The sequence below is a fragment of the Flavihumibacter cheonanensis genome, from assembly GCF_022352215.1.
Lineage (GTDB): Bacteria > Bacteroidota > Bacteroidia > Chitinophagales > Chitinophagaceae > Flavihumibacter > Flavihumibacter cheonanensis.
The window spans coordinates 108,713-121,335 of sequence record NZ_JAKRWF010000003.1; the positions used below are offsets into that span (position 1 = coordinate 108,713).

The window sequence follows — 12,623 nt, forward strand, 5'->3', positions numbered from 1 at the left end:
CACGTTTTGTTTTAGAATAGTTGGGTTAGTATGTGATCCTTAAAAATTCTTATCCTCTTCTTCCTTGAACAGGTCGATCAGGTTGTCTTTGAATTTGCTCCAGAAGCCATTGATGCCCGCTAGCTTCCGTGTTCTGGCTGTCACTTCAACAGGTTCCTCTTTAGCATCTGCAGCTACTGCATCCTGAACGGGCGCTTCCTGGATTTCCTTTTTGAGCTCTTTTGGAATTTCCACCATTTTAAACTGCTTGGTGAAGAGTTTACGGTTACGCTCGTAATCATCATATCCTTTCAGGATCAGACCGATACAGGTAGCATACATCGGCTTGGTCAACTCATCGGTATGGTTCGAAGCAAGATGCTCATTCGGATAACCTATCCGTGCATTTAAACCTGTTACATATTCGGTCAGTTGGATCAGGTGTTTAAGCTGAGAACCACCTCCCGTTAAAACGATACCGCCATTGAGCATCCGGCTGTCCATGCCAACCTGCTTCAAATGATAGGTTACAAAATCCAGGATCTCACTCATTCTTGCCTGGATGATATTGGCCAGGTTCTTCACACTGATTTCCTTGGGAGGCAAACCGCGCATACCCGGAATCGTTATGAAGGCATTCGCTTTTGCTTCATTGGACAAAGCCGACCCAAACTGTACTTTCATTTGCTCCGCCTGGGTTTTCAATACACCCAGACCGGTTTTAATATCATTGGTAATATTCTCTCCGCCAAAAGGGATAACAGCCGTATGCTTTAAGATTCCTTCATAAAATACAGCGAGGTCCGTGGTACCACCTCCAATATCCACGATGGCCACACCGGCTTCAATATCTTCCTGCCCCATTACCGCAGCAGCGGAAGCCAGGGGCTGGAGTACCAGGTCCTTGGTTTGTAGTCCACTTTTTTCAACAGCACGGTTGATGTTACGGATGGCATTTTTATCACCGGTGATGATATGAAAATTAGCACCGACTTTCACACCGCCATACCCGATGGGGTTGGGAATGTTCTGAAAATTATCCACCGTAAACTCCTGCGGAATCACATCAATGATCTGATCACCCGCGGGGATATAGGTTTTATACTGATCTGCAATCAGCTGATCAATTTCGCGCTGAGAAATTTCTTCTTCATTCGACTGACGTACAATATCTCCTCTGGTCTGTAAACTCTTGATATGGTGACCAGCAATTCCTACATATACCTCCTTGATCTGTAAATCAGGATTAGAGGCCATGCAATTTTCAAGGGCAACTGCTATTGCCTTAATGGTTTCGTCAATATTCAGTACCTGTCCATGTTTGACTCCGTTGCTATTCGCACGACCGAATCCCAAAATCTCCAGTTTGCCAAACTCATTTTTGCGACCCGCAATGGCAGCAATCTTGGTTGTACCAATATCGAGCCCTACAATAATGGGTTGTTCGTTGTTCATTCTATCTTGTTTTTAGTTGTTTTAAAGCAGTTGTCACAGGGGCTGGACCGGATAAAAGACGGGATTCGGAGGATACTGGATTACTAACCTGTAAAGGTGCTATTGTGAGCTTGTACGGAACTATATTTTTATCCACGGGTGTGGATATTCCTGCTGCTCTCGTTGCCACTACCTGCCCTGCAAAACCAAGATCAATCGTAGCATAATAATTCATGCCTGTTTTGATCAGCACTTTTTCGTAAAACAATTTGAGTCGTGAGAATTTTTTTGCCGCTTCACTCCCATTTCCAAACAGGATCCGATGATTTCCCACCAGGGGGATCAGTTCAATTTGTTTTTCCGGAGTATACACCACCTGTTCGATTTGTGCATCCCAGAAAGGATCCTTATTCAATACTTCCACAATGCCCAATACCCTTGCAATCAGGGAACTGTCGCCCGATCTTCTTTTCAACAATTTCTCTGGTAATCCTGTCACTACCGGCAATTTTACCGGCGCTTTTCCATATACAATGGGCAGATACACTCCTGCCGTATCCATGTACCAGGAGGCTCCGTTGGCGGTAAATACCCGAACAACCGGTGTCCGCTCCATCACCATTATCTCCAGTTCCCTATCCGCATTAAAGTAGAGCTCTGCATCCCTTACCCAAACATTCTTACGAATGCGGTTCTCCAAACCACGGAGATCTATTGACTGCATCGGTTTACTGGCAAAGGATTTAGTTGTTTTGGCTCCAATTATGGAAAGTATATCTCCACGATCCACAAAACTGGTTTCACCCGATCCTTTAATAGTTATATTAATTACTGAACAATTGGCACCGTTGGTCCGGTTGATTGCCGCAATCAATACTACAAGCAGGGTTGCGCCAACCAGCATCCAGCTGAGGGCCACCAATACTTTTCGTATACTGATTTTTTTACCCGGCATGTTGTTCAATTAATTTTGCAATCGGCAGAACCAGCGCATCAATGTCTCCAGCCCCGGCCGTTATCAATAAATGCAATTGCTCTTTATTATTCAGCACTGTTTCTTTAATCTGATTCAGCAAAGCAGCTTTCTCAATCAGCTGAACTTTTCCCGCTTGCATCTGATTCGCGATCAACGCACTTTCCACTCCTTCCATTGGCAATTCTCTTGCCGGATAAATAGGCAACAGCATCACTTTATCAGCCTGGTTGAGTGCCTTAGCAAAACCTGATGACAAATCATGGGTTCTTGAATACAGATGCGGTTGAAAAATTACAGTGCAGACACGATCCGGAAACAAGGCTTTCGCTCCTTTAATCAAAGCATTCAATTCTTCCGGATGGTGTGCATAATCATCTACAAAGACCATGCGAGAACTTTTCACTACATACTCAAATCTTCTTTTTACTCCTTTAAAGGCTGCAATCGCTTCTTTAATATTTTCCGGACTAATTCCCAACTGCTGCGCGATGGCGATCGCCACCAAAGCATTCTCCACATTATGCAACCCGCCCATATGCAGTGCTACATCATTCAGTTCGATATCCGGCAGTTTCACAGAAAAGGTGTAGCTGCCATCCTTCATATGGATATCTTTCGCATAGATATCGGCGTTGGTATTATCCAGGCTATACGTAAAATGATTACCAGCTTTTAACTCGGAGGATCTTGGCAATCCGTATTTGCTGAATAATAGTCCCTGCGGTTTCAGTTTTTGAGAAAACTCAATGAACGCGTCCTGCAGATTTTTTTCTGTTCCATAAATATCCAGGTGATCCGGATCCATGGAACTGATCACGGCAATATCGGGATGCAGGCGTAAAAAACTGCGATCGTATTCATCGGCTTCAATCACTGCTACATTTCGTGGATCGCTCCAGAAATTGGTCTGGTAATTCACACTGATCCCTCCAAGAAAAGCATTACAGCCATAACCTGTGTGTCGCAACACATGAGCTGTCATTGTAGTGGTAGTGGTTTTACCATGTGTTCCACCAATACAGATATTGAATGAACTGTTACTGATGATGCCCAATACTTCGCTCCGTTTCAGCACAGGTACTTCCTGCTGCTGGTAATAGAGCAGCTCGGCGTGTTGCTTCGGAACAGCTGGTGTATACACCACCAGATCCGGCTGCTTTGGAATCAGTTCCAGGTTTTCTTCAAAATGAATCGCAATTCCCTCCGCTTCCAGTTGTTCTGTAAGGGGCGTTGGCGTTTTATCGTATCCGCTAACGATTTTCCCAAGTGCATTGAAATAACGCGCAAGTGCACTCATCCCGATACCGCCGATACCGATGAAATAAACGGATTGTATGTCTTTAACGGATAGCAAGTTTATTGTAATAAATGTTTCGCAATTAATTCATCAGCATCCCGGATTGCCAGGAGGGCCAGTTTTTTTTTCATGGATTCGCGTTTCACGGGGTCTTCCATCAACCGGATAGCTGTAGCCACCAGCTGTTGGGCTGCCTCTCCATCCCTTACCATAATCCCCGCTTCCTCTTTTACCAGGTAACCGGCATTCACGGTTTGGTGATCTTCTGCAGCATAAGGATAGGGAACCAATACGGCCGGTTTATGAACAACACAAATTTCAGCAATACTCATAGCGCCGGCCCTGGAGATCAACGCATCCGCTGCAGCATAAGCATACTCCATCTCTTTAATAAAATCATTTACCCAGATTCCTTTTCGGTTAGCCGTTGCCGTTTTAGCGGTCTCGGCAAATGGCTTACCCGTTTGCCAAATCAGCTGAATACCTGCCGCTTGTAAAGCATCCAATCCGGCCGCGATGGCCTCATTGATACTTTTGGCCCCCAGGCTGCCACCTACCGAAAGCAGGATCGGGCGCTCCGGATCCAATCCAAAAAATCGGGCTGCATCCGTTTTTGATAATTGGCAGTTCACGATGTTGGAACGCACCGGATTTCCACTCACCACAATTTTATCTGCCGGAAAAAATTTCTCCATCCCGGGTGTAGCAACAAATACGGTACTGGCATTCTTCCCAAGCAACTGGTTGGTTTTACCGGCAAAGGAATTTGCTTCATGCAAATAGGTCGGAATCCCTTGTTGCTGTGCATATTTCAACACAGGAAAACTGGAATATCCTCCAACACCAAAAACCAGGTCAGGTTGAAAGCGGTTAACTATTCCGCGTACCTGAAAAAAACTTTTGATGAGTTTAAAGGGAAGTGAAATGTTTTTCCAGAGTGCCGTACGATTGAATCCTGCAATATCAAGTCCTTCTATCTGGTAACCAGCCTGCGGCACTTTTTCCATTTCCATCTTTCCTTTGGCACCCACAAACAGAATTTCGGTTGCTGGTGACAGTTTTTTTATGGCATTGGCCACTGCCACCGCCGGAAAGATATGCCCACCAGTTCCTCCTCCTGCTATGATGATGCGCTTAGTCATGGGCTTCCTCCTTTTCGTCTTGCGTTTCTTCTTCCTCTTCTTCCTCTTCTTTTCCTTCCAACTGATTTTTCTCTACAAATCGGGATACACTCAAAATGATTCCAATCGCCGTACAGGTAAATAAAAAGCTGCTTCCTCCCATACTTACCAGGGGAAGTGTTACTCCTGTTACCGGAAACAGGTTCACGTTTACCGCCATATTGGTCATGGCCTGAATGACGAGCGTAAAACTCAATGCCAAAGCAAGGAATGCACCAAAGGCAAAGGGACATTTCCGGAACAATTGAATACTCCGGAATAAAAACACGAGGTATACAAACAACACAAATGCGCCTCCAGCAATTCCGTATTCTTCTATGATGATTGCATATATAAAATCAGAATACGGATGGGGTAGAAAGTTGCGTTGTTCACTATTACCCGGACCTAATCCCATCCAGCCCCCTTTTGCGATCGCTATTTTTGCCTGGTTAACCTGGTAATTGTCTTCGTCATTTTTCTGATCACTTCCATACATAAAGCTTTCCACCCGGTTTACCCAGGTAGCCACCCTTGCCGTTAGCTTATTGCGATTCTCCACCTTCGGTGCCACACCATTTCCTTCTTTGTGCTGCCATACTGCCATCAGAACCAGGATCACTACCGGAATCATGGCAATTAGTCCTGTATAAAACAGGTGCTTCATACTGGCTCTCCCAATAAACAACAAAAGCATGCTGGTAGCGCCAACCAATAAGGCTGTAGACAAATTCGCCGGAGCAATGAATACACATACAAGTCCAACAGGTATGATCAACGGCAGAAAACCTTTTTTGAAATCCTTGATTACTTCCTGTTTTTTACTCAGCATCCGGCTCAGGTACATAAACAACACCAGCTTTGCAAGGTCGGATGTTTGAAAGGTCAGATTGATGATTGGCAGTTTGATCCAGCGACTTCCTTCATTCAGCCGAACTCCAAAAAACAACGTGTAGATCAGGAGTGGAATGACCAGCCAGAACAACACTTTCGACACACGGGAATAAATGGTATAATTCACCTGGTGAAAAAAATAAATCAGCACCAGTCCCACACCGATAAACACGACCTGCTTGAACAGATAGATTTCGGTATTCCCCTTGTACATTTTATAGGCCAATGAACCAGTGGAACTATAAATAACCAGCAACGACATAAGTGCCAGGAGCACTACCAGTGCCCAGATCACTTTATCGCCTTTGGTTTTATTTAAGAGTTGGTTCATTGTTGTTAATTTTCTTCACCCGTCCGGTGGCACCGGACGGGTGAGACGTTAGAGCGCTAAAACAGCCTCTTTGAATTGCTTGCCGCGGTCTTCGTAATTTTTAAACAGGTCGAAGCTGGCACAAGCCGGACTCAGCAATACGACATCGCCCTTGTTAGAAAGCTGGAATGCAGAATGCACGGCTTCTGCGGCACTACCCGTATTCACCATCACCGGTACATGGTTCTGAAAAGCCTCCTGGATTTTTCGGTTGTCCACGCCCATGCATACAATCGCTTTTACTTTTTCTTTCACCAGATCCAAGAGCAGAGAATAATCATTCCCTTTGTCCACTCCACCCAAAATCAGGATAACCGGCTTGTTCATACTTTCCAGTGCATACCAGGTACTGTTCACATTGGTCGCCTTACTATCGTTGATAAATTCCACCCCACGTACGGTGGCGACGGTTTCCATCCGATGTTCCAGCGCTTCAAAGGATTGAATGGCTTCCCTGATCTTATCCTTGCGCAATCCGATAACGGATGCAGCCAACCCTGCTGCCATAGTATTGTATTGATTGTGTTTGCCTTTGAGCGCGAAATCATAAATGCTCATCTGGAATTTTTCATCTTTTGTCGCAATGTTCATTTCCTGTTCTTTGATAAAAGCGCCCTGCAGTAATTCTTTTCTCATACTAATAGGTAATGGGTTAGATAGTAGTTGGAATTCATTTATATGTTGCATCGTTACCTCATCATCCTCGCAGTAGATGAAATAATCGGATGGTCTCTGGTTCATGGTAATCCGGAATTTGCTCCGGATATAATTGATAAACTGATAATCGTACCGGTCTAAATGGTCTTCTGTAATATTTGTTAGCACTGCAACATGTGGCCTGAACTCTTTTATGTCATCCAGTTGAAAACTGCTCACCTCTGCCACATACCAGGGCTTTGGATCCAGTGCAATCTGCCTCGCAAAGCTGTAACCAATATTTCCAACCAGTGCACAATCCAATCCCGCATGTTTACAGATATGATAGGTCAATGCCGTAGTAGTCGTTTTTCCATTGCTTCCTGTAATCGCGATTACTTTACTGTCACCTATGTATCGCCAGGCCCATTCAATTTCACTGATCAGTTCAATACCTTTCTCGCGGATTTTTTTTACCAGGGAATTTTTTTCAGGAATACCTGGACTCTTAATCACAATATCAGCCGTGAGTATGCGTTCTTCATTATGATGTCCTTCTTCCCATTCAATATCAAATTGCTTCAGTTCTTCGCGATGAGGGGGCTGCAATTTTCCGGCATCACTCACCAGGCAGGTGAAACCCATTCTTTTAGCAAGAATGGCAGCACCTACACCGCTTTCACCGGCACCCAATATGACTACAAACTGATTCATTCGCTGATTCATGCTACCCACAATTCGGGGGCTTTTCATAAACATAGGATTCACTGCACCACAATATCAATTTCTCAGGCGGGTGGTTTTTCGCTACTCTCCTAGCGGATTTTCAAGGTTACAATCGAGAAAATCACGCAAAATATAGTTACGATCCAAAACCGTGTTACGATCTTGCTTTCGTGATAACCAAGCTTTTGATAATGGTGATGAAGCGGACTCATTAAAAAGATCCGTCGTCCTTCACCGTATTTCTTTTTGGTGTATTTGAAATAACTCACCTGTAACATTACACTCAGATTCTCCACCAGGAATACACCGCAAAAGATGGGAATAAGTAATTCTTTTCTCACTATGATAGCCAGCGCTGCGATTATTCCTCCCAACGTTAAACTTCCTGTATCTCCCATGAAAACCTGAGCAGGATACGCATTGTACCAAAGAAATCCGACACAGGCCCCCGTCATCGCTCCAATAAAAATCGATAGTTCACCAAGATTGGGGATATACATTATGTTCAGGTAATCGGCCAGTAAAAGATTACCACTCGCATAGGCAAATACGCCTAAACAAACACCAATTATAGCACTGACACCTGTTGCTAAGCCATCAATTCCATCCGTGATATTTGCACCGTTAGAAACAGCTGTCACTATAAAAATTACAATTAACACATATAGGACAGAGGTGAATCCTCTTATTGCTTCCGGAAGCAATTTGGCATAATTGAATTCATGTCCGGCTACAAACGGAATAGTCGTAATGGGTTCATTTGCCTCTACAAAATACCGGTCTGTATTCTGCTGCTTCACTACTTTCACATTGGCATCCGAACCCGGCACCCCTTTATACTCTCTCCAAACCTTTGTATTTTCATTGAATAAAAGCGTCAGACCGATAATCAAGCCCAACCCTACCTGTCCCAGTATTTTAAACCAGCCTGCCAATCCATCCTTATCCCCTTTCTTATATGCCACACCCTGTTTCTGTGCGATTTGTTTAGCACGCAGTTTCAGGTAGTCGTCCACAAATCCGATAATACCAAGCCAGATGGTTGAAAAAATCATTAGTCGCACATAGGCTTTATTCAAATCAGCCAGCAAGAGCGTGGGTAGCAGTATTGCAAGAATGATAATGAGTCCGCCCATTGTCGGCGTTCCCTTCTTTTGCTCTTCCCCCGCTAAACCAAGATCCCTGACAGACTCGCCCACCTGTTTGTTCCGCAAAAAATTAATCAGCTTTTTTCCAAATACCGTTGTGATGACGAGCGACAAAATCACAGCCAGTAACACCCGGGAAGTGATAAACTGCAAGAGCGCACTTCCCGGGATTCGGATGTCCATTTCCTTTAACCAATCAATTAAGTGGTACAGCATGATGGTTTTGTTACTGGTGTCACCGGTGTCCAGCCGATGACTGTGATTGAATGTAACCGTCCTAAGAATTTGGAAGTATGAATTGGGAAGTATGAATTACCCTTTTCAAACTCAAAATATCTTTATAATGTTTCCTTTGTTTTATCTTCCTTTACTCCTTTCTTCCCTTCTTCCTTTCCTCCATCTTCCATGCTCCCTATCTCCCAAGCTCCCTTATCACAAGCTCCATCTCCTCCTTATCATTAAAGTGATGTTTCACTCCTTTTATTTCCTGGTAATGCTCGTGTCCTTTACCTGCCACCAGTATGATATCACCTGGCCCTGCCAGGCTAAACGCTGTTTTGATAGCTTGCCTCCGATCGGCGATCGAAATGAATTTTCTCCTTGCTGCCGAGTTCAAATCCGCTTCCATATCTCGCAAAATCGTATCAGGATCTTCTGATCTCGGATTGTCGGAAGTGAAAATCGCTTTATCGCTAAACTCACAGGCTACCTGCCCCATGATCGGGCGTTTGGTTTTATCCCGATCACCACCGCAACCAACAACCGTAATCACTTTCTCTTCTCCCTGTTTCAGTTGTTTTATCGTTTTCAACACATTCAGCAAGGCATCCGGTGTGTGCGCATAGTCCACAATGCCAATGATCTTATCAACCGGCGACACCTGGTAATCAAACCTTCCTTCTGCTCCCGATAATTTGCTCAAACATTCCAATACTTCCTGTTTATTTTCTCCCAGGTTAATGGCAGCACCATATACAGCCAGCAGATTGTACGCATTAAACTCTCCAATCAACCTGAAATGAACTTCCTGGTCATTGATTGTCATCAGCAATCCGGTGAGTCCATTCTCAAGTATCTTCCCTTTGAATTCAGCCATCGAACGCAAACTGTAGAACTGCTTGCTGGCAAGCGTATTTTGCAGCATTACCATTCCACGTTTATCATCCAGGTTGCTGATCGCAAAAGCCGAAGCAGGCAACTCATCAAAGAACTTTTTCTTCACCCTGATATATTCATCAAAGGTTTTATGATAATCCAGGTGATCATGTGTGATATTGGTGAACATTCCGCCCGCAAATTCCAATCCTGCAATTCGGTTCTGATGAATGGCATGAGAACTTACTTCCATGAATGCATACTGGCAACCTTTGTCAACCATCCGCTTCAGCAAAGCCTGCAGCTGGATCGCATCCGGTGTTGTATGAGTTGCTTCGATCACTTCACCAGCGATTACATTATTCACCGTACTGATCAATCCGCAATCATATCCCAATGAAGTAAAGAGCTTGTACAAGAGGGTCGCAACCGTTGTTTTTCCATTGGTACCGGTTACACCAACCAGTTTTAACTTACTGGATGGCTGCCCGTAAAAATTGGAGGCCATCACACCTGCTGCTACTGAACTATCTGCCACCTGCACATACACCACTCCTTCTTTCAATTCAGCCGGCAGCACTTCCGCAATTACCGAACCCGCACCTGCTGCAACCGCTTTTTCAATGAACTGGTGACCATCCGCCTGCACTCCTTTAATGGCTATAAAACAGGAACCGGATACTATTTTTCTCGAATCAATCTGCAGATCCTTCGGCTCCGTAAGCAGGTTTCCCTGCACCGAGCGGATCGAAACCCCATATAATATATCCTGCAAACTGGTCATCAATTCAATTCAATCGTAATCGTTTGTTTTGGTTGAATCATGCTTCCCGGAGCCAGCGACTGGCTGATCACTTTTCCTTTACCCTTTACCTGCACTTTCAGTTTTCTTTCTTCCAGCAGGAAAAGCGCATCTCTTAATCCCATTCCCTTCAGATCCGGCATTTGTCCGGAGTTTTTTGCATCCAATGCTTTTACAACCGAGCGATAATTTTCATCTGCTTCGAGCACTGCCCAATCCGTTTGAGCAGCACTGTCTTTGTACGGCAAGCTCAGCGTTTGCATAACCGTCTTCATTTTTTCATTTGCTCCGGCATAACGAAACTTACTGCTGTCGGGCTTTGGCAAAGACACTGTCTGAACAGGTAGCTGCTGTGCCTCCAATGCAAAGAGCTTATCGGCAATTTCCCGGAATACCGGTCCGGCTACCGTTCCGCCGTAATATTTTGCAGCAAAGGGTTTGTTTTTAATTACCACAATGCAACTATATCTTGGGTTGTCCGCCGGAAAATAACCAGCAAACGATGACTGATAAATATGATCTGCGTATCCTCTGCTTCCGTTCGCTACCAGGGCTGTTCCTGTTTTTCCCGCGATGCTGTAATACGGTGTAGAAAGTGATTTTGCAGTACCGTTCAACACCACACCTTCCAGGCTCGTCTTCAGTTGTTTCAGTGTTGTTTCCTTGCAAATCGATTCCACCATCACTTCCGGCTCCCTGTTCCAAATCGTCCTGCCATCCTGCTGTACTTCCTGCACCAGGTAAGGCCGCATCATCTTACCGTTATTTGCCACCGCGTTGTATAACATCAGGGTTTGCAGCGGACTCACCAGCACTTCATACCCAAACGACATCCAGGGCAGCGAAGTAGCACTCCATGTTTTGGATTTCGGGGTCTTAATGATGGGCTGTGTTTCACCCACCAGATCAATCCCTGAAACTTCATGTAAGCGTAACCGCTTCAAATGACCGATGAACTTCTCCGGATTACCGCTGTAATGCTGCATCACCATTTTTGCCATTCCCACATTACTGCTCAACTCAAAAGCCTGCTGAAGCGATACATTGGTCCGTTTGTGACGTTCACTGTCGTACACCGTTCTCCGGTTTACCTGCCATACGCCATTTTCGAGGTTTACCTGTGATCCAAGATTCGCCTTGCCATCTTCCAGAACCGCCAGCATGGTTGCCAGTTTGAACGTAGAACCAGGTTCAGAAGCACGGATCGCATAATTCAGATCCTCCCAGTATTCACCTTCTCCTCTTTTTCCCAGGTTGGCAATCGCTTTGATTTTTCCTGTGGCGACTTCCATCACAATGCAGGTACCATTTACCGCTTCATTCTCAATCATCATTTTGAGCAAGGCCTGTTGAGCGATGTCCTGGATATTTACATTCAGTGTGGTGATCAGATCCTTTCCATTTTCCGGCTCTACTTCGTAACCTTCTACCGGAACTGCCACACCTCCTGCGATGAAACGAACCAGCCTTTTTCCTGTTTCTCCTTTAAGCAGACTATCATAGGTTCTTTCGAGACCAACATTCTGCGCATTTTCTCTCGCCAGTCCGATCGTCCTGTTCGCCAGCATACCAAAGGGATTCAATCGCCTGCTTTTTACCTCTGCAATAAATCCGCTTTTATTTCTGCCAAGTCGTACCAGTGGAAATTCCCGCAGTTGTTTGTACTGCTCGAAATCGATATTTTTCTTCAGTAGAAAATAGCGATCTTTTTTCCGGTAGCCGGCTTGCAGCAGTTTTTTGTAACCATCCGCAGATTTGTCCTGAAAAAGACCGGCCAGCGAATAACTGAGTGAATCGAGATGTTCACGAAACCGTTTTCCGTTTTTATCTCTCAAACCTTCGGCACCGAAATCAATATAAATATTGAAATAGGGTATCGAAGTACTCAGCATGCTCCCGTCTTCACTGTAGATGGTACCCCTATCTGCATCCAAATTGATGATCCGCGTATGCAAACTGTCGCTTTTGCTTCTCCAGTAGGCGCCTTCAGCCTGTTGTATGTAAAGAGCTTTCCCAATCACCAGAAATGCAAACACTACCATACCGATAAAACACAGGTACACTCTCCACAGTATGTCGCGTTTTACTTCCACAGCGCCGGTCGAT

General features: G+C 44.8%; 9 protein-coding genes. All 9 read right to left on the minus strand.

Annotation, left to right across the window (positions count from 1 at the left end; all coding sequences use genetic code 11):
* Nucleotides 1-39: 39 nt before the first annotated feature.
* Entirely contained in the window at nt 40-1,434 is a 1,395-nt protein-coding gene (gene ftsA, locus MD536_RS14345) for a cell division protein FtsA (RefSeq protein WP_239601338.1), read from the minus strand.
* Between the two features lies 1 nt (nt 1,435).
* Nucleotides 1,436-2,368: a cell division protein FtsQ/DivIB gene (locus tag MD536_RS14350; protein WP_239601339.1), complete on the minus strand. Its 933-nt coding sequence runs from the start codon at nt 2,366-2,368 to the stop codon at nt 1,436-1,438.
* Nucleotides 2,358-3,743 carry a UDP-N-acetylmuramate--L-alanine ligase gene (murC, locus tag MD536_RS14355; RefSeq protein ID WP_239601341.1) on the minus strand — a complete coding sequence of 462 codons (1,386 nt, stop codon included), beginning with the start codon at nt 3,741-3,743 and terminating at the stop codon, nt 2,358-2,360. Before murC ends, MD536_RS14350 begins: the two co-directional genes overlap by 11 nt.
* A gap of 2 nt (nt 3,744-3,745) precedes the next feature.
* Nucleotides 3,746-4,828: an undecaprenyldiphospho-muramoylpentapeptide beta-N-acetylglucosaminyltransferase gene (murG, locus tag MD536_RS14360; protein ID WP_239601342.1), complete on the minus strand. Its 1,083-nt coding sequence runs from the start codon at nt 4,826-4,828 to the stop codon at nt 3,746-3,748.
* Nucleotides 4,821-6,071 carry an FtsW/RodA/SpoVE family cell cycle protein gene (locus tag MD536_RS14365; protein WP_239601343.1) on the minus strand — a complete coding sequence of 417 codons (1,251 nt, stop codon included), beginning with the start codon at nt 6,069-6,071 and terminating at the stop codon, nt 4,821-4,823. The genes murG and MD536_RS14365 overlap by 8 nt, the downstream gene beginning before the upstream one ends.
* A gap of 48 nt (nt 6,072-6,119) precedes the next feature.
* A complete protein-coding gene (gene murD, locus MD536_RS14370) occupies nt 6,120-7,499 on the minus strand; it encodes a UDP-N-acetylmuramoyl-L-alanine--D-glutamate ligase (RefSeq protein WP_239601344.1) in 1,380 nt (459 codons plus the stop codon).
* A 62-nt stretch (nt 7,500-7,561) separates the two neighbouring features.
* Entirely contained in the window at nt 7,562-8,836 is a 1,275-nt protein-coding gene (gene mraY, locus MD536_RS14375) for a phospho-N-acetylmuramoyl-pentapeptide-transferase (protein WP_239601345.1), read from the minus strand.
* A 196-nt stretch (nt 8,837-9,032) separates the two neighbouring features.
* Nucleotides 9,033-10,499, minus strand: a complete 1,467-nt coding sequence (locus tag MD536_RS14380; RefSeq protein WP_239601346.1) for a UDP-N-acetylmuramoyl-L-alanyl-D-glutamate--2,6-diaminopimelate ligase — start codon at nt 10,497-10,499, stop codon at nt 9,033-9,035.
* Complete coding sequence (locus MD536_RS14385) at nt 10,499-12,610, minus strand: PASTA domain-containing penicillin-binding protein (RefSeq protein WP_239601347.1); 2,112 nt, start codon at nt 12,608-12,610, stop codon at nt 10,499-10,501. Before MD536_RS14385 ends, MD536_RS14380 begins: the two co-directional genes overlap by 1 nt.
* Nucleotides 12,611-12,623: the final 13 nt, after the last annotated feature.

Coding starts and splice junctions, on each gene's coding strand:
- ftsA (WP_239601338.1), bottom strand. CDS start 1,434: ATGAACAACGAACAACCCATTATTGTAGGGCTCGATATTGGTACAACC.
- MD536_RS14350 (WP_239601339.1), bottom strand. CDS start 2,368: ATGCCGGGTAAAAAAATCAGTATACGAAAAGTATTGGTGGCCCTCAGC.
- murG (WP_239601342.1), bottom strand. CDS start 4,828: ATGACTAAGCGCATCATCATAGCAGGAGGAGGAACTGGTGGGCATATC.
- MD536_RS14365 (WP_239601343.1), bottom strand. CDS start 6,071: ATGAACCAACTCTTAAATAAAACCAAAGGCGATAAAGTGATCTGGGCA.
- murD (WP_239601344.1), bottom strand. CDS start 7,499: ATGAAAAGCCCCCGAATTGTGGGTAGCATGAATCAGCGAATGAATCAG.
- mraY (WP_239601345.1), bottom strand. CDS start 8,836: ATGCTGTACCACTTAATTGATTGGTTAAAGGAAATGGACATCCGAATC.
- MD536_RS14380 (WP_239601346.1), bottom strand. CDS start 10,499: ATGACCAGTTTGCAGGATATATTATATGGGGTTTCGATCCGCTCGGTG.